Source organism: Bradyrhizobium genosp. SA-4 str. CB756 (genome assembly GCF_000473125.1).
GTDB lineage: Bacteria > Pseudomonadota > Alphaproteobacteria > Rhizobiales > Xanthobacteraceae > Bradyrhizobium > Bradyrhizobium arachidis.
Genome location: NZ_KI421499.1, coordinates 1,372,299 through 1,394,403 on the forward strand (window position 1 = coordinate 1,372,299; position 22,105 = coordinate 1,394,403).

The window sequence follows — 22,105 nt, forward strand, 5'->3', positions numbered from 1 at the left end:
TCTCGCAAAGACTGATGTCAGCGACGCCGTGATGAACGAGCTTCGGCCTGGATGGAAGTCTCTGCATTCAAAATCCTGCGGCGGCAACCGGCGCAAGACCGGTCGAACGCGCGCGGGAATAACCTTAGAAAACACAGGGAGCGAACGGTGCGAAGCGTGAGGAGAGGAATTCGACTTGTCACTCTGCTGTCGGCGGCAATCGTCACGGGCGCAGCCTGTGCGGAAAGCGGAAGCGGCAACGCTGAAGTTTTCGCGAGGCTGCCTCAGTCAGTCGGCAACATTGCGTTTACGCCCGACAACCAGCTGATCTTCAGCCACCATCCCTTCTTCAGTCCGGACATACGCGTGGCGCGGCTGACGTCGCCGACGACGTTCGAGCCGTTCCCGAATGCCGAATGGAATACGCCACGAAAAGGCACCGATCAGTACCTGGACAATGTGCTGGGCCTTCGTTCCGACGAAAGCGGTGTCGTGTGGATCATCGACATGGGATTCCGGACGCAGATCACGCCGAAGCTGGTGGGGTGGAATACGCGCACCAACAGGCTGGAACGCATCTATTACATGCCGGAGCCGGTGACGGTGAAAGGCTCGCAGCCGCAGGACATCGTGATCGACCAGAAGAACCGGAAGTTCTACGTCGCCGACGAAAACATCGGGCCTGGTGGCGACGGATCTCACGCTGCGATCATCGTCATCGATATGGATACGGGCGTCGCCCGGCGCGTGCTGGACGGCGATCGATCCACGGTCCCCGAGAATGTGCCAATCACCGTGGATGGCAATGATCTGACGGTGCCCGGCAAGGACGGCAAGCCTTCGCTCATCAAGGTCGGCTGCGACGGCATCACGATGGATGCGAGGTCCGAGTGGGTCTATTTCGCGCCGCTCAGCGGCGGTTCGTTGTACCGCATCAAGGCGGCCGACCTCGCCAACGAGAAGCTGCCCGCCGAAGAGCTGAGCGCGAGGGTGGAACGCTACTCGGACAAGCCGAACAATGGCGGCCTGTCGATCGACTACGCGGGCAACATCTACCTGACTGCGGTCGAGACCAAATCGATTGGTGTCGTCGGGACCGATCGGAAGTTTCGCACCTATCTGAGCGATGCGGACATGGTGTGGCCGGACGGGATCACGGCCTCTCCCGACGGCTATATGTACGTATCGGCGTCACAGGTCTCCGCAGCCGCCATGTTCCATGGCGGGAAAGCAGAAAACAAGACGCCGTATCTGATCTATCGATTCAAGCCGATCGCATCGGGCTATATCTCACGCTGACGGCGAGAGCGACGACCCCGGCAAGGACAGCCGGGGTCGCAAATTGTCTCAGCGTTCCTCGCTCGCCGCGGTCGCGCTCGCCAGCCGCTTGACGCGCGGCGAGAGCACCGAGACTTGCGCGGGGGAGGCGGGCATGCCGGCGACGATCATCGCGGGCGCGGCCGACTGCTCCTCGACGCCGGCACCGCCGAGCACCTGCACCTGAGTCGTCGAGATCGGAAACGACTTGATTTCGTAAGAGGGAAGTTCGCCGGCGAACGCAGCCGTGGAGCTCGCAATCATCGCACCGGCGACGGCAATCATCGAAAGAAAACGCATTGGAGAATCTCCGTTGAAGATGTCAATCGGAGGTTTGGTCGCGGCGATGCCGCAGCAGGTTCGCTCGCATGCGAACATTCGACGGCGGCCGGCGATCTATTTGGTTGCGTCAGGCGACAGCGATGAAGCAATCCTGAAACATTTCCGCGCTTCGGTTTCATGACCGTTCCGCGCCACGCGACCGGACCCGCGGCAGGTTCATCGGAGCCGTAAAGCGGCAGAGCGGATGTCGGACGGAGTCGCGTTGTAGGCGCGTCGGAACGTCCTGTTGAAATAGGAGATGTCGCCGAAGCCGCACTCGAACGCGATGGCGCTGATGGTGCGGGTGGCGAAGCTCGGATCTTTCAGCATTTGCTGCGCGCAGTCGAGCCGGCGCGCCAGAACGAATTCCGAGAAGCCGGTGCCGTCGCGTTCGAACAGCTTGTGCACGTAACGCGGCGAGACGCCGTGCCGCAAGGCGAGCGTCGTTGCCGACAGTTCGTGATCGCCGAGGTTCTTGCGGATGTCGGTCTTGATGGCCTGAAGCCGGGCGGCCGCGAGGCCGCGCCCTTCCGCTTCATGGGCGACGTCGTCCTCCGCGCCGAGCGCGAGCGCTGCCAGATCGATGATGTGGCTCGCCACGGCGTGCGCGAGCGGCGGCGCATCGAGCGGGCCGGCCGCGTGAAGCGTGTTCACGTACTGCACCAGCAGTCGAAGCGCGCCGTTCTCGGCCGGAATCTGCCGCGCATAGGCGGAGTCCAGATCGCGGAGCAGCACCGCGAGTTCGGGCCGGGGCAGGACGATGGTCAGGAATTGCCCCATGCGGTGCATCGTGCTGACCGACGGATCGGTCCCGGAGATCACGACGGCGGTGCCGGGGCGCCCGACGATCTCGCGCCCGAGCTGTCTCGTCGTGGAAGCGCCGCTGATGAGCACGGAGATACCGAAGCCGTCCCGTGCGCCGGCGAGATGCTGGCGAGTGAGGTGGTAATGTGCCGGCGACCGCGATCCCGACACGATGCCGATGCCGGGCAGGCTCTGGAAGGTCACGCTGGCATGAAACGGCTCGTCGCCGATCGGCTCGATGTCCACATTCGCGATGCTGCGGCCGTAGATCTCCCGCCATTTGGCGAGGCGTTGCTGGACCGGAAATTCGTCCGTGGAGACATGGACGGGCGTGGAGCGGGACTTGGGCGGTGTCATGAAGGAATAGTTGCAGTCCATCGTCCGGCGGTTCGAGCCGATATCACCGATGACGCTATTTTTCAATCGGCGGCGCTTCCGTCGTGTTGTCGGAATGCACCATTGAGCCGGCAATCGGCGGGCGAGTTCATCATTGTCCGGACTTGTTCTCATCGGTCCAAGAGTCGTGCCGCGAGACCTCCTAGGCTTTGCGCAGCTGAAGTCGAGCGAAAGGAATCGGTCGTGAAGAAAGCGTCTCTCGTCGCCGTGGTGATGGTCATCGGCGGAACGGCTGCCGCAGGGGCGGCCGACCTGACCCGGCCGGCCTACGTCAAGGCGCCGCGGATCGAGGCCACGCTGTATGACTGGACCGGCTTCTATCTCGGCGTCAATGCCGGTTATGGCGTTGGCCGCAATCTGACCAGTGCCGGATTTACCGGCACGATCTTTACCGAGATCAACCGCCTCGGGCCGCAGGGCGGGCTCGGCGGCGCGCAGGCCGGCTACAACTGGCAGGGCGGCAATCTCGGTCTCGGCAACGTGGTCCTCGGTGTTGAGACGGATATCCAGGCCGCCGACCTGAAGGACGATCGTTGCGGCGTCTTCTCGCTCCCGGCCTGCAGCGCCCTGGGCCTCACTTATTCGCAACGGCTCGGCTGGTTCGGTACCGTGCGCGGCCGCGTTGGCCTGGCCAATGGCCCCGTGCTGAGTTATGTGACCGGCGGCTTTGCGTATGGCGACGTGCGGACCAGCGTCACCGAGATCCCCGACAGCTTCAGCATCAGCCAGGTCCGCACCGGCTGGACCATCGGTAGCGGTGTCGAGGCTGCTCTCGCGGGCAACTGGACCGGCAAGATCGAATATCTCTATCTCAATCTCGGCACCCAGACGGGCGCAGGCACCCTGCTGGGCACGCCTGCGAGTTTCTCGTCGGATACCCGCGAGCACATTTTCCGTGTCGGCGTGAACTATCGTGTCGGCGGCACCCCCTATCGGGAGCAGCCGGCGGCGAACTGGACGGGGCTTTATGTCGGCGGCAATGCGGGTGCCGCAATTGCGCGCAATGCCAGCACGTATGATGTCGTCGCTTCGACCGATCCCGGACGGCACGACTTGAGCCCGAAAGGCTTCATCGGCGGCGGACAGATCGGCTACAACTGGCAGGCCGCCAATTGGGTGTTCGGTCTCGAAGCCGACATCCAGGGCTCGACCCAGCGCGACAACGAGGTTTGCCTGTTGTGGTGCGGCCCGCCGATCGGCTTCGATCTCACCCTCGACCAGCGGATGACCTGGCTCGGCACGGCGCGGGCGCGCATCGGCTATTCGGTCGGCTCGTCGCTCTTCTATCTGACAGGCGGCGCCGCCTATGGCGACGTGAAGACGACCCTGGTCGACACCAATAATTTCGGTGTGTTCGTCGTGCAGCAGATCACCGCCAGGCACACCAAGAGCGGCTACACCGTCGGTGGCGGCCTCGAGTCGCCCGTCAATCCGTTCGGCTTGCTCGGTCCGAACTGGACCGCGAAGACGGAATATCTGTTCGTCGACCTCGGCAGCGTGACCGACCAGTACACCAGCGTTTTCGGTGCGACGTTCGCCCACACCAGCCACCTCCAGGAGCACATCTTCCGCAGCGGGCTGAACTATCACTTCAACACGCCGGTGGTGGCGAAGTATTGAGAGAGCGGCGAGGGCGCGCTAGCGCGCTTCCAGATCGAGCTGCGGAGATTTCGTCGCCGCCGCTCGTTCGGGAAAGCGCAGGCTCATCGTCGTGCCGTGGCCGGGCGCGGAGAAGATGGCGAGCTCACCGCCATGGGCGGTCATGATCTCGCGGACGATCGACAGGCCGAGGCCAGCGCCGCCGCCTGCGGTGTTGCCGGTCTGAAACGGCTCCAGCAGCTTGTGCTCGGCGCCGTCGGGCAGGCCTGCGCCGTCGTCTTCAACCGCGATGCTGCGGCAGGCGAGCGTGACGACGATGCGTCGGGCGCCATGGGCATGGATCAGCGCGTTGCCGACGAGATTGGCGAGCGCGCTGCGAATGGCGGCATCGACGCCCTGCACCAGCACCGGGCCTTCCTCGGCGCGCTCCAGCGCAAGCTCGATGCCGGCGTCCAGCGCCGAGGGACCGAAATCGGCCAGCACGTCCAGCGTGATCTCGGCAAGATCGATCGGCCGCTTTTCGATCGCATGATTTTGCAGGCGCGCCAGGTCGAGCATTGCGGACACCAGCGACGTCAGGCGGCGGACGTCGCGCACCAGCTCGGCCTTCAAGGCCGGCTCGGGCACGTCCTCGATCTTCGCGCGCAGCAGCGTCAGCGGCGTGCGAAGCTGATGGGCGGCGTTGCCGAGAAAGCGTCGCTGCATCCTGATATAGGCATCGATCTCGCCGAAGGCGCGGTTCAGCGCCTCGACCAGCGGCTTCAGCTCGCGAGGGACCTCGGACAGGGATATCAGACCCTGCGGGGCTGCAGGGTCGATCGCGAGCGCGCGAAGCGCCACCCGTTCGATGCCGCGTGAGACGAAACGCGCGGCCAGCGCCGCGCCGACGGCGACGGTCGCGGCGAAGGCCAGCGCCAGCAGCATGATCGAAAAGACACTGCGGATGAGAAAGTTTCGTGCAATCCGGCCGAACCGGACTTGAGGCTCGCCGATCATCATCGCGAGCTGCAACGAGCCCCTTTGCACGACGGCGAGGCAGAAGGTGCTCTTCTGGTCGAGCGTGTTGAAGACCGATGAGCCGACGGGCCCGTGATAGGGAAACGCGAAGGGAAGGGCCGGCCGGCGTTCGCTGCCGTACTCGCGGACCATGTCGCCTGCGGACACGACGTACCAGAGGTTCGGGCTGTCCGCCTTGAGCTCTTCGAGAGCGCGCGTCGGGCGCACCGTGAGGTTCTGCCCTTCGATCTCGGTGGCGCGGTCGAGAACGGCAACCACGACCCGGCACGCCCTGAACTCGCGCTCCTCCATCGGATAGCGCCACATGAAGAGGCCGAGCATGATCAGGAAGATCGTCGTCGCGGCGATGCCGAGCGACAGCGCAAAGGTCCGGGCGATCGAGGTCATCGCGGCGTGGCCAGCCGTAGGATGTAACCGATGCCGCGCATGCTGCGGATCTCGACGTCGCCGCCGTATGCCGCCAATTTTTTCCTCAAGCGCGAGACCTGCGCTTCGAGCGTGTTGGATTCGATCTCGTCGTCGAAACCGTAGATTTCCTCGATCAGGGCGTCGCGGGTGATGACGCGGTCGCGGCGCATCAGCAGCGCGCCCAGGATCAGGGCCTCGCGCCGCCGCAGCAGGACCTTCGTATCGCCGACCACCGCCTCGTTGCTGCCGAGATGCAGCTCGACATTGCCGAGCGACAGCACCGCGGGCGCGAGCAGGCGAGGCCGGCGCAAGACCGCACGCACGCGCGCGATCAATTCCTGCGGCTCGAACGGCTTGCCGAGATAGTCGTCGGCGCCGCCGTTGAGGCCGTCGACGACGTCCTCCTTGGCGTCCTTGGAGGTCAACATGATGATCGCGGGACGTTCCGGCGATTGGCTCAGCGCGGTGACCACCTCGAGCGCATCGCCGTCAGGCAGCATCCGGTCGACGATCGCGAGATCATATTTGAAATTGTCCAGCGCCTGGCGGGCATCGGCAATCGAGCCGACGACGTCGACGACGCCGTGCAATTGTCCGAGCAGCCGGCTGACATAGGCGCCGATCTGCGGTTCGTCTTCGATCACGAGCGAGCGCACGCACCTCGTCCTTCTCTGCTGGGGCAATCGAACCCCGACCATGACGCTTCCTGGCCGAATTCCGGCATTTCGGTTCGTGCGCGAGGTTCCATTAAGGCAGCGAGCTAGGCGAATAAAAGGCAGGAGCCGGGGAGTTGCACCGGCTGCGGCGGCCAAAATTTGAGAGTGTGAGCGGGGCCGGCAATGTTCGTGCAATGTTGGTCCGGCTGCACGGCTGACCGCGCGAAATGTCGCGGCGACGATCGCCCGTTGCAATCTTGGGGCAATTTTGCCGGGTCACATGCGGGGCTCCGAACCACATCAAGTCGACTCGGCCAGCAAGGCCGGTCCGGGGCCCCGTAATGACTTATCTTGACGAAGCCGCTCTCCGCCTCACGGCGAATGCGCGGCGGACGACCGCCTTGCTTGCCGCACTCGGCACGATCATCGCGCTTCCTCAGGCTGCATCGGCGCAGACCGCATTCACGCTGCCGGCGCCGCCATTCGACCTGCCGATGCTGCCATCGCCCTCCGGCAACTGGACCGTCATGGTCGGCATCGGTGGCGAATACACGCCTGACTTCGTCGGATCGAAGAACGGGAGATTTCTCCCGATCCCGATCTTCACCATCCGTCGTGCCGGATCCATCGACCAGTTTCGCGGACCTCGCGACAGCGCCAGCATTGCGCTGCTCGACGTCGGCAATTTTCGCGCCGGCCCCGCGTTCAAATATGTCTCCTCGCGCAAGAGCGACAGATATGCCGAGCTGACGGGCCTTGGCGACGTCAAGGCGGCCTATGAGCTCGGCGGTTTCGTCGAATATTATCCGGTCGACTGGCTGCGCCTGCGCAGCGAATTGCGCCAGGGCTTGGGTGGCCACACCGGCGCCGTGGCAGATGTCTCCGCCGACGTCATCGTGCCGCTGATCCAGAGGCTGACGATCTCGGCGGGCCCGCGCTTCACCTGGAAGAGCACCAAGGCGACCGCGCCCTATTTCGGCGTCGATGCCGTGCAGGCGGCAGCGTCGGGATTGCCACTATATGATGCCAGGGGCGGCGCGCACTCGGTCGGCTTCGGCAGCCAGATCTCCTACCGCATCAATCCGCAATGGGAGGTCCATGCCTATGTCGAGTACGAGAAGCTGCTGGGTGATGCCGCGGACAGTCCGCTGGTCAAGCTGCGGGGATCGTCGAACCAGACCACGGTAGGCCTGGGCGCGTCCTATTCCTTCGACTTCAGGATTCGATAGGCGATGCGCCGCATAGCTGTTCTATGGATTGGCCTCGCGTTTGCCTCCGCCGTTCTCGGCGCCGCCGCCGCGTTCGAGACGCGCGCGAGCCGCCTCCAGGCGATCAAGACCGTCGGCATCATCTCGGCCATCGGCGAGGAGATGAGCCTGACGCAGGCCGGCCTGACCGGGTTCGGCAAGACCGGGCAAAGCGCTTCGATCAGCGCGTGGGGGCTGGACGAGTTCATCGTGCAGCAAGCGACGAAGCTCCTCAGCGGACGCTTTCGCGTTCAAGCGGTGAGCTATCGCCGCGTCGCGTTCGCCGCTGTCAGGGATTCGCCGGTTACGCCCGTCAATCTCCTGCGCAGCGATCCGTTCAAGGAGCTGGTTCGCAGCGATGTCTCTCCGCAAGGCCTGGACGCCTACATCGTGATCACGCGGGCGAAGTCGAAGCTCGGCAACGGCCGCAACGTCGAGGGCGTCGGGCTCGCCGAATACCGGACGCTGCTCGCGGATTACGGCCTGATCCACGCGCTGTACGAAGTCCGCGTCATCGATGGCAAGTCGTTCGACGTGATCGAGAAGCGGGCCGCCGCGCCGCTCGACAACACGGCGACGATGCGGATTGCCGGCCCGAGCGGCGCAGTCGACGCGACGTTTGACGGTCCGGCTTCGAGCGAACGGCTGCGCGCGGCGATTGCGGACCTCATCACGCGCAGCCTGCCGGTCACGCTCGGCGACATGCACCTGCTCGACAGCCAGTGACCCTCAGGTCACCGGCGCCGGATTGAACAGCGTGAGATCGTTGTGGATGCCCCAGCGGTCCGACCACGGCTTGGTGCGGCCGGAGGCGACGTCGAGGATCAGGCGGAACAGGTCCCAGCCGCATTCCTCGATGGTCTTCTCGCCGGTGGCGATGCTGCCTGAATCGAAGTCGATCAGGTCCTTCCAGCGCCGCGCGAGCTCGCTGCGGGTCGCGACCTTAATCACGGGCGCAGCCGCAAGGCCGTAAGGCGTGCCGCGACCGGTGGTGAAGACCTGCAGCGTCATGCCAGAGGCGAGCTGGAGCGTGCCGCAGATGAAATCGGAGGCCGGCGTTGCCGCGAACAGCATGCCCTTCTGCGTCGCCTTCTCGCCGGGCGAGAGCACGCCGGTGATGGCGCTCGAGCCGGACTTCACGATCGAGCCGAGCGACTTCTCGACGATGTTGGCAAGGCCGCCCTTCTTGTTGCCGGGCGTGGTGTTGGCGCTGCGGTCGGCGCCGCCGCGCGCAAGATAGGAATCGTACCAGGCCATCTCGCGCACCAGCGCGCGGCCGACGTCCTCGTTGATGGCACGGCGGGTCAGGAGCTGGATGGCGTCGCGCACCTCGGTCACTTCAGAGAACATCACGGTGGCGCCGGCGCGCACCAGGAGGTCCGCGGCGAAGCCGACGGCGGGGTTTGCGGTGACGCCGGAGAAGGCGTCGCTGCCGCCGCATTGCAGGCCGATGACGAGATCGGAGGCTGGGCAGGTCTCGCGCTTGCGGGTGTTGAGCACCTTCAGCCGTGCCTCGGCCTGGGTCATGATCGCATCGACGATCGCACCAAAGCCGTCGAAGGCCTCGTCCTGCATGCGCACGATGGCATCGCTGACGCCTTCCGGCACCAGCCGCTCCGGCGCGAGCTTCTCGCAGCCGAGGCCGACGACCAGAATCTCGCCCCCGAAATTCGGATTGAGTGCGAGGTTCTGCAAGGTGCGGATCGGCACGACTGCGTCGGGCGCGGTAATCGCGACGCCGCAGCCATAGGCGTGCGTCAACGGGACAACGTCGTCGACGTTCGGATATTTCGGCAGCAGCTCGGCGCGGATGCGCTTGACCGCATATTCCATCGTGCCCTTGACGCATTGCACGGAGGAGGAGATGCCGAGGATGTTTTTCGTTCCGACCGAGCCGTCCGGATTGCGGTAGCCTTCGAAGGTGAAGCCTTCGAGCGGAGGCAGCGGTGCGGGAACGGCGGTCGAGATCTCGAGCTTGTCGAGGGCTGGGGCCTCCGGCATGCGGATGCGGGCTTCATCGACCCATTCGCCGGCTGATATCGGCGAGAGCGCATAGCCGATGATCTCGCCATAGCGGATGATCGGGGCGTCTTGCGCGATGTCGACCAGCGCCGTCTTGTGCCCTTGCGGCACGAAGGCGCGCAGCGTCAGCCCGCTGGCAAAGCGGGAGCCGGCGGGAAGCCCGAAATCATTGACCACGATCGCGACATTGTCGCGCTCGTTGAGCTTGATGTAGCGGGGCTGTTCTTTCGCTGCGACGTCCTGGTCCATCTGCTTTGCCTCAGAAGTCGTAGGGTGGGCAAAGGCGCCACGCGCCGTGCCCACCTTGTTTCACGTCGAACGTAGCTGGTGGGCACGCTTCGCTTTGCCCACCCTACGATGTCTCAACCTGGGAAAGTATAAGCCGTCTTCACCGTCGTATAGAACTCGCGGGCATAGGAGCCCTGCTCGCGGGCGCCGTAGCTCGAGCCTTTCCGGCCGCCGAACGGGACGTGATAGTCGACGCCTGCGGTCGGCAGATTGACCATCACCATGCCGGACTCGCTGTTGCGCTTGTAGTGCGAGGCGTATTTCAGGCTGGTGGTGCAGATGCCGGAGGCGAGGCCGAACTCGGTGTCGTTGGAGATGGCGAGGGCCTCCTCGTAGTTCTTGGCGCGGATGACGGCGGCGACGGGCCCGAAGATTTCCTCACGCGCGATGCGCATGCTGTTGTTGGCTTCGGTGAACAGCGCCGGCTGCAGATAATGGCCGGGGTTCTCGCGCTTGAGCAGCTCGCCGCCGAAGGCGAGCTTGGCGCCCTCGTCCTGGCCGATCTTGATGTAGCGCAGGTCCTGGTCGAGCTGGCTCTGGTCGACCACGGGGCCGATATGCACGCCGGCCTTGAGCGCGTCGTCCACCGACAGGCTGTTCAGGCGTTCGGCCATCGCCGCGACGAAGCGGTCATGGATGCCTTCGGTGACGATCAGGCGGGAGGAGGCAGTGCAGCGCTGACCGGTCGAGAAATAGGCGCCGTTGACGGCGACCTCGACGGCGGTCTTCAGGTCGGCGTCGTCGAGCACGACCAGCGGGTTCTTGCCGCCCATCTCGAGCTGGAACTTCTTCATCGGGTTGGAGAGCACGCAGGCCTGCGCGATCTTGCGGCCGGTCTGCACCGAGCCGGTGAAGGAGATCGCGGCGACGTCAGGATGTTCGAGCAGGGTCTGGCCGACCACCGAGCCGGAGCCGACGACGAGGTTGAATACGCCGGCGGGAATGCCGGAACGGGTGATGATCTCGGAGAGCGCATGCGCCGAGCCCGGCACCAGCTCGGCCGGCTTGAACACCACGGTGTTGCCGTAGCAGAGCGCGGGCGCGATCTTCCAGGCGGGGATCGCGATCGGGAAATTCCAGGGCGTGATCATGCCGACGACGCCGACCGGCTCACGGGTGAGCTCGACGTCGAGGCCGGGACGCACCGAGGCGCCCTTCTCGCCGATCAGGCGCAGCGCCTCGCCGGCGAAGAACGCAAAGATCTGGCCGGCGCGCGCGACCTCGCCGATGCCCTCGGGAAGCGTCTTGCCTTCCTCGCGGGCGAGCAGGCGACCGAGCTCTTCCTTGCGGGCGAGGATTTCGGTCGAGATCTTGTTGAGCGCGTCGTAGCGCACCTGCGGGGTCGACTGCGCCCAGGCGGGGAAGGCGGCCTTGGCGGCGGCGATCGCCTTCTCGGTCTGCGCCTTGTCGGCTTTGGCGTATTCGCCGACGAGATCGTTGGTGTTGGAGGGATTGATGTTCTTCGTGATGCCGGATCCCTCGATCCATTCGCCGCCGATGAAGTTTCTCAGGATTTCTGTCATCTCATTCCTCCAGATTTTCTCTTAGCGCACGAGGCACGGACGCTTGTCGTCGAAGGTCCAGCCGGGGATCAGGTCCTGCATGGCCATAGCGTCATCCCGGGCGCCAAGTCCATGCTTCTTGTAGAGCTCATGCGCGGTCTCGATGGCCGCGCGGTCGATCTCGATGCCGAGGCCTGGACGGTCCGGGACCGCGATCTTGCCGCCCCTGATCTGGAGGGGCTCTTGCGTCAGCGCCTGACCGTCCTGCCAGATCCAGTGGGTGTCGATCGCGGTGACCTTGCCGGGGGCGGCGGCGCCGACATGGGTGAACATGGCGAGCGAGATGTCAAAGTGATTGTTGGAGTGCGAGCCCCAGGTCAGGCCGTTGTCACGGCAGGTCTGGGCGACGCGCACCGAGCCTTGCATGGTCCAGAAATGGGGATCGGCCAGCGGGATGTCCACCGCGCCCAGGCGCAGCGCATGGGAGAGCTGCCGCCAGTCGGTGGCGATCATGTTGGTTGCGGTCGGCAGCCCCGTGGCGCGGCGGAACTCGGCCATGATCTCGCGGCCCGAGAAGCCGGCCTCGGCGCCGCAGGGATCCTCGGCATAAGCGAGGATGCCGTGCATGTTCTTGCAGAGGCTGATCGCTTCATCGAGTGACCAGGCCCCGTTGGGGTCCAGCGTGACGCGCGCGTTGGGGAAGCGCTTTGCGATCGCGGTGACGGCCTCGATCTCCTGCTCGCCGCGGAGCACGCCACCCTTGAGCTTGAAATCGGCGAAGCCGTAATGGTCGTGGGTGGCTTCGGCGAGGCGCACCACGGTCTCGGGCGTCATCGCCTCCTGATGGCGGAGGTTGAACCATTCCGCCTTGCCGGTCTCGCCCGTGACATAGTCGAGCTTGCTCTTGCGACGGTCGCCGACGAAGAACAGGTAGCCGAGCGTCTCGACGCTCTTGCGCTGCTGGCCTTCGCCGAGCAGGGCTGCGACCGGCAGCGCGAGATGCTGGCCGAGCAGGTCCAGCAGCGCCGACTCCACTGCGGTGACCGCGTGGATCATGACGCGGAGGTCAAAGGTCTGCTTGCCGCGGCCGCCGGCATCACGATCGGCGAAGGCGGTGCGGATATCGGCCAGGATGTTGTTCATCGCGCCGACGGTCTTGCCGATCACGAGATCGCGGGCGTCCTGCAGTGTCTGCCAGATCTTCTGCCCGCCCGGCACCTCGCCGACGCCGGTGTGGCCGGCATTGTCGGTGAGGATGACGATGTTGCGGGTGAAGAACGGCGCATGCGCGCCGCTGAGGTTGAGGAGCATGCTGTCGCGGCCCGCGACCGGGATCACCTGCATCGCCGTGACGACCGGTGCGCCGGAGATTTCCGTCTGGGCCATCGCACGCTCCTCGCTGTTGTCTGCTGCTATTCTGCAGCCTGTTGTGACGATCGTGCGGCGGGCAGCTTCTTCACCAGCGCGGCCAGCTCCGCGATCTCCTGCTCGGTGAGGTCGGTGAGCGGCGGACGGACCGGGCCGGAATCGCGGCCGATCACCTTCATGCCGGCCTTGATGATCGAGACCGCATAGCCCTTCTTGCGGTTGCGGATCGCGATCAGCGGCAGGATGAAATCCTTCAGCCCGGCGTGGATCGTTGCATGGTCGCGCTTGCGCACGGCGGCGTAGAAATTGGTGGCGAATTCCGGCACGAAGTTGAACACGGCCGAGGAATAGGTCGTCACGCCCATGTCGAGATAGGGCAGGGCGAAGGTCTCGGCGGTCGGCAGGCCGCCGACATAGGTCAGGCGATCGCCGAGCTTGGTGTAGACACGCGTCATCAGCTCGATGTCGCCGATGCCGTCCTTGTAGCCGACGAGGTTCGGGCAGCGCTCGGCAAGGCGCGCGAGCGTGTCGGGCTGGAGGATGGCGTTGTCGCGGTTGTAGACGATGACGCCGATCTTCACCGAGGCGCAGACCGCCTCGACATGGGCGGCAAGGCCTTCCTGCTCGGAATGGGTCAGGTACGGCGGCAGCAACAGCAGGCCGTCGGCGCCGGCTTTTTCCGCGCCAATCGCGATCTCGCGGGCGATCGCGGTGCCGTAACCGGTGCCGGCGAGCACGGGCACGCGGCCCTTGGTCTCGTCGACGGCGACTTTCACGACTTGCGGAACCTCGGTCGGGGTCAGCGAGAAGAACTCGCCGGTGCCGCCGGCGGCGAACAGACCTGCGACGTCATAGCCGCACAGCCAGTCCATGTTGGCGCGGTAGGTCGCCTCGTCGAAGGAGTAGTCCGCCTTGAACGGCGTGACGGGGAAGGACAGGAGGCCCGATCCGATCTTCTGGGCCATCTCCTGCGGGGTCATCTTGCTCATGGGCGCTGCTCCCTTGCCTCGTGTTGTGGAGGACGCAAGCAGAAGGCCGCGCGTCCATGCGCCGTGGTTTAGGAGACCGTTCGATGCGCGTCCAAGCCAAAGCCTATATCGACCGATGCGGATTGAGCATCAATCCTCCGCCACCTCCGCGGAGGACAATTCGCCGGCGATTTTGACCAGGGCCGAGAGCAGCGGATTCTCGTCGTCGCGGCGCCAGACCATGAACAGCTCGACAGGAACGCGGGTCCGCAGCTTGAGCGGCCGCAGCCGCACGTCGGAGATCTTCAGGCTCGCGGCCGCAGCCGGCACGATGGCAAGGCCGAGCCCCGCGCGCACCATGGCGAGGATCGAATGAATCTGGCTGAGATGCTGAACATAGCGCGGCAGCACGTCGGCCCGCGTGAACAGCGCCACCAGGAGATCGTGGAAGTAGCGGCTCTCATAGGGCGAATACATCACGAAGGGCTGGTCGTCGAAGTCCTTGATGGTGATGTTGTCCGCGTTCGCCAGCGGATGCTTCTTCGGGATCGCGGCGAGCAGCGGCTCGGCGACGACGCGGCGGCTGGTGAGCTCGGGACGCGCGATCGGCGGCCGCAGCAGGCCGGCGTCGATCTGGCCCGAGGTCAGCGCCTCGAACTGGTCGCCCGACACCATCTCCTTCAGCGAGAAATCGACTTCGGGCAGTTTCGCGCGGCAGGCGGCGACCAGTTCGGGCAGGAAGCCGTAGGCGGCGGCCGCGGTGAAGCCGATCTTGAGCGAGCCGGTCTTGCCGAGTGCGATGCGGCGGGCGACCTGGGACGCGCTTTCGGCGAGCTTGAGGATGCGCCGCGCCTCGGGTAGGAAGCTGCGCCCCGCCGGCGTCAGCCGCACCGAGCGGCTGGTGCGCTCCAGCAGCGGCGCGTCGATGATGTGCTCGAGCACCTGGATCTGCCGGGACAGCGGCGGCTGAGTCATGTTCAGCCGCGCGGCGGCGCGGCCGAAATGCAGTTCCTCCGCCACCGTGACAAAACAGCGGAGCTGATTGAGGTCGAACATCGATACATGCCTTAGATGGATAAGGCGTTTCCCCGGCACTTCTAGCATCGATCACTCCCAAAACAAAGACGGCGGCTTTTGAGGGCCGCCGTTGAGTTGCCTGGTCAAGCTCCCATGGGGAGCCCTCAGGAGGAACGTTTGAGCACCACCCGCTCGATCTTGCCGACGATCACGAGATAGGCGAAGGCGGCCACCAACGCGTTGGCGCCGACGAACACCAGTGCGCCGTTGAACGAGCCGGTGGCGGCCAGGATGTAGCCGATCACGATCGGGGTGGTGATCGAGGAGAGGTTGCCGAAGGTGTTGAACAGGCCGCCCGAGACGCCGCCGGCTTCCTTGGGCGAGGTGTCGGAGACGACCGCCCAGCCGAGCGCGCCGATCCCCTTGCCGAAGAAGGCGAGCGCCATGAAGCCGACCACCAGCGCCTGTCCGTCGACATAGTTGCAGGCGATGATCGACATCGACAGCAGCATGCCGCCGACGATCGGGATCTTGCGCGCCATGGTCAGCGAGCCGGTCCTGCGCAGGATCGCATCGGAGATGATGCCGCCGAGCACGCCGCCGATGAAGCCGCACAGCGCAGGCAGCGTCGCGACGAAGCCGGCTTGCAGGATCGACAGGCCGCGCTCCTTGACGAGGTAGACGGGAAACCATGTCAGGAAGAAATACGTCAGCGTGTTGATGCAGTACTGGCCGAGATAGACGCCGAGCATCATGCGGTTGGAGAGCAACTGGCGGATGTGGTCCCAGCCGGAGCCAGCCTCGGGCGCACGCTCGCGCAACAGATCGTCCTTGGGCGCGTCGAGATCGACCAGCGCGCCGCCTTCCTTGATGTAGTCGAACTCCGCCTCGTTGATCGAGGGGTGCTCCTTCGGGCCGTAGATGGTCTTGAGCCAGGCGAGACCCATGACGACGCCAAGCGCGCCCATCACGAAGAACACATAGCGCCAGCCGTAATCATGCGCGATCCAGCCCATTAGCGGCGCGAAGATCACGGTGGCGAAATACTGTCCCGAATTGAAAAAGGCCGATGCGGTGCCGCGCTCGTTGCCGGGAAACCACGCCGCGACGATGCGGGCATTGGCGGGGAAGGAGGGGGCTTCGGCGACGCCGACCAGCAGGCGAAGCGCGAACAGCACGGCGACGGCGGCGCCGGCACTGAGGAAGCCGACCCAGCCCTGCATCAGCGTGAACAGCGACCAGACGATGATGCTGAAGGCATAGACGAGGCGTGAGCCGTAACGGTCGAGCAGCCAGCCGCCCGGCACTTGGGCAACGACATAGGACCAGCCGAAGGCCGAGAAGATCCAGCCCATGGCGACGGGATCGAGATGCAGCTCCTTGGAAAGCGCAGGGCCCGCGATCGACAGCGTGGCCCGGTCGGCATAATTGACGGTGGTGACCAGGAACAACATGGTCACGATGAACAGCCTGACGCGAGACCTCCTCACGTCCGCTGCGGACACCACTGCGCTCATCATGCGCCTCCTTAGAACTCGAAACGTTTCCTCAAGGCGACTCCTAGAGGCGCGCGCGGCAAAGTGTCCAAGTTGAAGGGAGTATCGATCGATGCCGTTTTTGGATTGATGGAACGGCGGGTTGGGGGAACGATGCGTGGTGACGGCGAACACGTGCCACGCACTCAACTGTCATTCCCCGCGAAGGCGGGGAATCCAGTACGCCGCAGCGTCTCGATTCAAATCACCGCTGTCACGGAGTACTGGATCGCCCGCTCCAGTGCGCGATTGCGCACAAGGCGGACGATGACGGCGTGTGTGGAGGTAGCGTCGCTTCTACTGCCGCGCGCTCGGCAGCAACTGCGGCAGGAATCCGCTCGTCACGCCGGGCGGCACGGCGTCGAGACCCAGCACCGCACTTGCCGCCGGCAGCGCTGCGTCCGCCATCGCCGCATGGCCTTCCGCGCTCGGATGCACGGCGCCGCCATAGACCGCGGAGAGCACGCCCCATGTGGCATCGTGGATGTCGGTCGGCTGGCTCGCGGCCGGCAGGCCCTGCGGATAGGTCATCGCGGCAAAATAGCTGTCATTGGCGTCGCGGATCCAGCGCGCGCGGGGCAGGTAGGCGCGGTACTCCGAGGCGCCGCGGCCGCACAGCATCGGCTGGCTCGCCGCGCTCACGATGTCAGGGTTGAAGCTCTGGCCGTTCTCCGCGAAGCAAGTGCGGTCGAATTCGGGATCGTTGCCCGAATGCGCGCAGAAGCCGTGATCGGCGAAAGCGGCCTGATGCGCATCGACGAAGGTCATGCGGTCGGATTCGGGATCGCGGCACAGCGCGCCGCGGGTGCAGGTGGCAAGTCCCTTCAGCTGCGGCAGAAACTCGGTGTCGACGAAGGTCGAGACACGCGCGAGGCGTTGCGGGTCGGCGTTGAAGGACGGATGGATGTCGAAGCCGGCGCGGCCGCCGCGGCAGGGCACGCCGCCATCGGCGAGCGCCGGATTGGCGTAGGAGACATAGACCACGTGCGAGAGGTCGCCGCCGACGAGCGGCTTCAAGGCCTCGCGCAAGCGAACGAAATTCTGCGGCAGCTCGCGCGCCAGCGCGTCGCGGGAATCGTCGACGCTCGCCATCACGCCGGAGCGGCGGAACAGCGCGCGCTCGGTCGCGGTGTCGACGATGACGTCGGCGACGAGGCCGGAGAAATAGACGTCGTTGGCGCCGACCGAGAGCAGCACGAGGTCGAGCGTGCGGTCGGGCTGGCGTTTCTTCGCCGCGGTGAGCGCCTCGCGCAGCTCGGCGACCTGCGCGTTCACGCTGGTGTTGCAGACGCCGGTCTTGCCGGGCGGGCATTCGCGGGCGCGCTGCGAGCCGAGCAGCCCGTCGCCGATGCTGGCGCCGGTGCAGGCGAGTGGTAGATAGGTCACGGCGATGTGGGTGTAGCGCACCGCGAGCGCCAGCGCGGTGCGGGCCTGGTAGCTGTAGAGCGAGCGGTGGCACGGCGCATTGAACCACAACGCGCTGTAGTGCTGCCAGTTGGCGAGCGTGTCCGGCGCCTCGCAGGCGCGACCGCCTTTGTAGCCGGCGCGGCTCGGCCGGTAGTATTGCGCGCCGGCGGTGCCGAGATAGGAGCGGAAGCAGAAGCCTTCGTCCGACAGCGCCAGCGGCCGGTCCGGATTGCCTTCGCCCGAGGCGATGCTGTCGCCGAGGCCGGCGATGAAGATATCGCGGACCTGGATTTCGGTCTGGACGCGCTGGGTCGGGTCGGAGCCGGAGGAGACGTCGACGGTTGCGACCGTCTGCTTGCCGTAGCGGACGCGCAGATTGACCGGCTCGGCGCAGTCGAAGGTCGATTGTTGCGGTCCGTCGCCGTCGTCGAAGCTCCAGGCGCAGGTGGCGCCGACCGGCACCGCGCCGGTCAGGCGCACGGTGATGGGGTGGTCGATCGGGGTGATGTAGTTCTCTTTGACGTTGTCGCGGGTGCAGGGCTGGTTGACCCGGCCCTGGAGGTCGATGCAGAGCCGGTTGACCATGTTGCGAGCCCAGCCGCGGCCCTCGCTCTGGAGCTCCAGCGATTGCTCGGCGGCGAGGATGTTGCGATTACGCGCATTCTCGACATGGAGCAGGAAGTCGCGCTCCTCGCGGAACAGGCGGAAGCGGTTGCGCACCTCCCAATTGACCTGCATCGCGCCGGCATCCTGCGCGGCAGCGCGCTCGGACGGCCAGACGGTCAAAATCCCGGCAAACACCAGGGCGCAGGCGGAGAGGGTGCGAAGGGAAGGTCGGATCATGGCCCGCGTCTTCAACGGCAAAGTTGAGGCGGAAATAAGAGAGCATTGCTCCCCCGCCTGCAACCTTTGTCTGCCTGTGTTGCGGCGGGCGCCGCTCAGCGCTTGCTGGCCTGCCGCACCAGGCGCTCACGCTCCATCGGCGTCACCTGCTTGGGCAGATTGGCCTGCGCGCAGGCCTCCGCCAGCCGCCGCCGCTCCTGCCAGGGCTCGACCACGTTCATCCAGAGCTCGCGGGCGCCCATGATGGAGATGGCGAGGCCGAACGGGATGACGAAATAGAGGATGCGGAACACCAGCAGCGTCGCCAGAAGCTGTTCGCGGCCGAATTCGGGCAGCGCCACCAGCATGGCGGCATCGAACACGCCGATCGACCCGGGGGCATGGCTGGCAAAGCCCAGCAGCGTCGCCAGGATGAACACGACGGCGAGCGAGAGGAAATCGATCTGCGGAGTGGCCGGCACCAGGAGGTACATCGCCAGCGCGCAGAAGCCGAGATCGACCACGCCGATCAGGATCTGCACCAGCGTCAGGGGCGCCGACGGCAGCACCACCTTCCAGCCCTTCTGTCCGAGCTCGCGGCGCTTCTCGCCCATGCAGAGCCAGACCAGATAGGCGCCGATCGAGGCGAGGCCGCCGAACGCGATCAGCCGGTTGATGGAGGAGGGCAGCTGATCCATGTACGAGGCGGCGTCGGGATGGATCGCCATGCCGATCGAGAGCACGAAGATGTTACCGAGCCAGAAGGTCAGTCCCGACAGGAAGCAGATCTTGGCGACGTCGATCGCATTCAGCCCGTAATCCGAATAGATCCGGAAACGGATCGCGCCGCCGGTAAAAACCGTGGCGCCGATGTTGTGGCCGATCGAATAGGACGTGAAGCTGGACAGTGCTGCGATGCGATAGGGCACGTGCTTCTTGCCGATCGTTCGCAATGCAAAAAAGTCGTAGAAGGTCAGCGTACAGAACGCGAAGACGACGCAGATCGCCGCGAGCCCGATATTTTCCCGGGGAATCTCGGTCAGCGCGGTCAGGATGACGCCGGTATCGATGCCTTTGAGGGTACGCACAAGCGTGGTGACCGCGAAGGCGATGATGAAGACGCTCGCGGCAATTCCGAGCCGTCGCCAGCCGATCCATCGTTTGAAGCCGCGCTTCAGCGCGGTCAGCAGTCCGTGCATTCATCCTCCCGGCAGGGGGCAAGATCGATAGGGCCAGGCATTGGCCGGTCGGCCGCGATCACGGCCCGTGGGCGTCGATCGCTAGCATGATGTAGCTCATTTAAGGCAAAAACGGCGGCTTGTGCAGCCCTTGACAACGATAGGTTCTGCTTTGGACCTGCGACCTTTGTCATACGCGGTTCACATCCGGGGCGCGTTAAGCATATGAGTCGTAATGCGCGGCTTGGATCGCGCGTCCGGATTTTGACATGGTTTCAAATCCTGGCGCCCGTGTCCTTGTTCCACCGCAAGCGATGCGGGCTTTTTTGGAACGCCGATGCTGCGTACCCGTTAGCGCCCAATCAGCAATCGAACATGGCGGAATAAGCGGCTTTTTCATGCAAGCCGATGCCTCCGTGTTCCCAAAACCGAAAGAGGATTGGAACGATGGGACTGTTCACAAAAGACATCAAGACCATGAACGACCTGTTCGTGCACCAGCTCCAGGACATCTATTACGCGGAGCAGCAGCTCACCAAGGCGCTGCCGAAAATGGCAAGTAAGGCCACCGATCCGCAGTTGAAGCAGGGCTTTTTGACGCACCTCGAGGAAACCAAGCAGCACGTCACGCGGCTCGAGGAAGTGTTCAAGATGCATGGCGTCGCCGTCAAGGCGGTGGACTGCCCGGCGATCGACGGCATCATCGAGGAAGCCGATGAGACCGTCGGCGAAGTCGCCGACAAGGCAGTGCTGGACGCCGCGCTGATCAATGCGGCGCAGGCCGCGGAGCATTACGAGATCGTCCGCTATGGCAGCCTGATCGCCTGGGCCAAGCAGCTCGGCCGCAACGACTGCGCCAGCGTGTTGGCCAAGACGCTGGAGGAGGAGAAGGCGACCGACAAGAAGCTGACGACGCTCGCCGAGAGCAAGGTCAATCTCCGCGCAGCGAGCTAGCGATCCGGTCTTGATCTGGAGACGCCGCGCGGCTGTGCGGCGTCTCCTTCTATTCGCCTTGCGGGGCCTGCCCGCCCTGGTATTTCAGCCCGAAGATCAGGGCGATCACTGCGAAGGCCGCAATGGTGGCGGCAAACACCAGGCTCGCCACGGTCAGGCTGGTCAGGGTCGAGAGCACGCCGATCCCGATCACCGGAAGCGCGTTTCCGAGAAAGCAGCAGATGAAATAGGCCGAGACCACCTCGGCGCGGCGATCATCCGGTGCGATCTGGTTCACCACCTGCAGGCTGCCGCGATAGCCGAGGCCCGCCGCCACGCCGCAGGTCGCGGTCGATGCGATCATCACGCCGAGCGATCCCACGAATTGTGCCGTCACGAGCAGGGCAAGGCTCGGCAACATCAGGCCGAGCGACCACAGCATGGCGGTGCGGCTGGAGAGTGAGCGTGTCAGCGCGATGACCAGCGCCACGGCTGCCGCAAGCTCGAGGAAGATTGCGCCGGCGACGGCGTGGCTGGTGACATGCAGCTCGTTGGCGAGCACGCTCGGTGCAAGTGCGGCGAAAAAGGCAACGAGGGCCATGGCGCCAAAGCCTGTCACCGCGGGCGCCACGAAGCGCGACCGGATCGACGACGGAACGCCGGCACGCGGCCGGATCGACAGCTGCGTGAATGCGGCCAGCGGCCGATCCACGGTCTCGCGTGCGAAGGCGAGCAGGGCCGCGACAACGACCAGCACCGCGAGGTAGGCAATGAACGGCGTTCGCAGCGGAAGCGCGACATATTCGGCAAGCAGGCCGGCGACGAGCGCGCCGAGGCCGAGACCAGTGAAATTCGCGATCGTCGCGATCACGGTGGCGCGGGAGCGGTCCTGCTCGGCGATCAGTTCGGCGAGCCACGCCGTGCCGGTTCCGGCGCCGATCCCGATGGCGAGGCCGCTCAGCACCCGTGCCACGTAAAGCGATGCAATCCCGTGTGCGAACAGGAAGACCAGCGCGCCCGTGATGGCGATGCCGATGGCAATGATCGCCGTACGCCGCCGCCCGACCTCGTCCGACATCCGGCCGAACACCAGCAATGCGGTTAGGTTGCCGACGACGTAGACGGCATAGATCAGCGTCAAGGTGATCTGGGAGAAGCCGAACTGCTGCTTGTAGATGACGTAGAGCGGCGTTGCGATGGTGCTGCCGGCGAACAGGACGCCGATCAGGCAGCCGACCACAATGATGGTTGCGGGCTTGCCGAACTCCGATCTTGTCCAAGACGGAATCGAGGTGTTGCCAACTCTTGCCATGAGATCACT

General features: G+C 65.1%; 18 protein-coding genes. 5 read left to right on the forward strand and 13 right to left on the reverse strand.

Annotated features, from left to right (window positions below):
- The first annotated feature begins 51 nt into the window (after positions 1–51).
- On the forward strand, positions 52–1,278 hold the full coding sequence (locus BRAGE_RS0106610; RefSeq protein ID WP_084334463.1) for an L-dopachrome tautomerase-related protein: 1,227 nt from the start codon (positions 52–54) through the stop codon (positions 1,276–1,278).
- A 48-nt stretch (positions 1,279–1,326) separates the two neighbouring features.
- Here BRAGE_RS0106610 and BRAGE_RS0106615 read toward each other — a convergent pair whose 3' ends face one another.
- A complete protein-coding gene (locus BRAGE_RS0106615; protein ID WP_027560376.1) occupies positions 1,327–1,596 on the reverse strand; it encodes a hypothetical protein in 270 nt (89 codons plus the stop codon).
- A 198-nt stretch (positions 1,597–1,794) separates the two neighbouring features.
- The gene (locus BRAGE_RS47945; RefSeq protein ID WP_051377713.1) at positions 1,795–2,844 is read right to left on the reverse strand and encodes an AraC family transcriptional regulator; all 1,050 of its coding nucleotides are present in this window, start codon (positions 2,842–2,844) and stop codon (positions 1,795–1,797) included.
- A 156-nt stretch (positions 2,845–3,000) separates the two neighbouring features.
- Here BRAGE_RS47945 and BRAGE_RS0106625 point away from each other — a divergent pair, with 156 nt between their 5' ends.
- Positions 3,001–4,437, forward strand: coding sequence for an outer membrane protein (locus BRAGE_RS0106625; RefSeq protein WP_027560375.1), 1,437 nt, complete (start codon positions 3,001–3,003; stop codon positions 4,435–4,437).
- Positions 4,438–4,455: 18 nt separating this feature from the next.
- Here the strand turns inward: BRAGE_RS0106625 and BRAGE_RS0106630 are convergent, their stop codons facing one another.
- Together BRAGE_RS0106630 and BRAGE_RS0106635 are read right to left on the reverse strand one after the other, a co-directional pair.
- Positions 4,456–5,820 (reverse strand): sensor histidine kinase, encoded by a 1,365-nt coding sequence (locus tag BRAGE_RS0106630; RefSeq protein WP_027560374.1) that lies wholly within the window; start codon positions 5,818–5,820, stop codon positions 4,456–4,458.
- Positions 5,817–6,497: a response regulator transcription factor gene (locus BRAGE_RS0106635; RefSeq protein WP_027560373.1), complete on the reverse strand. Its 681-nt coding sequence runs from the start codon at positions 6,495–6,497 to the stop codon at positions 5,817–5,819. The genes BRAGE_RS0106630 and BRAGE_RS0106635 overlap by 4 nt, the downstream gene beginning before the upstream one ends.
- A 341-nt stretch (positions 6,498–6,838) precedes the next feature.
- Here BRAGE_RS0106635 and BRAGE_RS0106640 point away from each other — a divergent pair, with 341 nt between their 5' ends.
- A complete protein-coding gene (locus BRAGE_RS0106640; protein WP_027560372.1) occupies positions 6,839–7,726 on the forward strand; it encodes a MipA/OmpV family protein in 888 nt (295 codons plus the stop codon).
- A gap of 3 nt (positions 7,727–7,729) precedes the next feature.
- A complete protein-coding gene (locus BRAGE_RS0106645; protein WP_027560371.1) occupies positions 7,730–8,470 on the forward strand; it encodes a hypothetical protein in 741 nt (246 codons plus the stop codon).
- A gap of 3 nt (positions 8,471–8,473) precedes the next feature.
- Here BRAGE_RS0106645 and garD read toward each other — a convergent pair whose 3' ends face one another.
- The 8 genes from garD to BRAGE_RS0106685 all read right to left on the reverse strand — a co-directional run bounded on the left by garD (position 8,474) and on the right by BRAGE_RS0106685 (position 19,872).
- A complete protein-coding gene (garD, locus tag BRAGE_RS0106650) occupies positions 8,474–10,015 on the reverse strand; it encodes a galactarate dehydratase (RefSeq protein WP_027560370.1) in 1,542 nt (513 codons plus the stop codon).
- Positions 10,016–10,128: 113 nt separating this feature from the next.
- Positions 10,129–11,577 (reverse strand): aldehyde dehydrogenase family protein, encoded by a 1,449-nt coding sequence (locus tag BRAGE_RS0106655; RefSeq protein ID WP_027560369.1) that lies wholly within the window; start codon positions 11,575–11,577, stop codon positions 10,129–10,131.
- 21 nt (positions 11,578–11,598) lie between these two features.
- Positions 11,599–12,942, reverse strand: coding sequence for a glucarate dehydratase (gudD, locus tag BRAGE_RS0106660; protein WP_027560368.1), 1,344 nt, complete (start codon positions 12,940–12,942; stop codon positions 11,599–11,601).
- A gap of 26 nt (positions 12,943–12,968) precedes the next feature.
- Positions 12,969–13,913, reverse strand: coding sequence for a 5-dehydro-4-deoxyglucarate dehydratase (gene kdgD / locus BRAGE_RS0106665; RefSeq protein WP_027560367.1), 945 nt, complete (start codon positions 13,911–13,913; stop codon positions 12,969–12,971).
- 129 nt (positions 13,914–14,042) lie between these two features.
- Positions 14,043–14,948 carry a LysR substrate-binding domain-containing protein gene (locus BRAGE_RS0106670; protein ID WP_027560366.1) on the reverse strand — a complete coding sequence of 302 codons (906 nt, stop codon included), beginning with the start codon at positions 14,946–14,948 and terminating at the stop codon, positions 14,043–14,045.
- A 125-nt stretch (positions 14,949–15,073) separates the two neighbouring features.
- A complete protein-coding gene (locus BRAGE_RS0106675) occupies positions 15,074–16,426 on the reverse strand; it encodes an MFS transporter (RefSeq protein ID WP_027560365.1) in 1,353 nt (450 codons plus the stop codon).
- A gap of 315 nt (positions 16,427–16,741) precedes the next feature.
- Positions 16,742–18,694, reverse strand: coding sequence for a hypothetical protein (locus BRAGE_RS0106680; RefSeq protein ID WP_027560364.1), 1,953 nt, complete (start codon positions 18,692–18,694; stop codon positions 16,742–16,744).
- Positions 18,695–18,789: 95 nt separating this feature from the next.
- Complete coding sequence (locus BRAGE_RS0106685; protein ID WP_027560363.1) at positions 18,790–19,872, reverse strand: lysylphosphatidylglycerol synthase transmembrane domain-containing protein; 1,083 nt, start codon at positions 19,870–19,872, stop codon at positions 18,790–18,792.
- Positions 19,873–20,298: 426 nt separating this feature from the next.
- Here BRAGE_RS0106685 and BRAGE_RS0106690 point away from each other — a divergent pair, with 426 nt between their 5' ends.
- Positions 20,299–20,805: a ferritin-like domain-containing protein gene (locus BRAGE_RS0106690; RefSeq protein WP_027560362.1), complete on the forward strand. Its 507-nt coding sequence runs from the start codon at positions 20,299–20,301 to the stop codon at positions 20,803–20,805.
- Positions 20,806–20,854: 49 nt separating this feature from the next.
- On the opposite strand, the gene BRAGE_RS0106695 is transcribed toward BRAGE_RS0106690, so the two are convergent.
- Complete coding sequence (locus BRAGE_RS0106695; RefSeq protein ID WP_108914456.1) at positions 20,855–22,096, reverse strand: MFS transporter; 1,242 nt, start codon at positions 22,094–22,096, stop codon at positions 20,855–20,857.
- Positions 22,097–22,105: the final 9 nt, after the last annotated feature.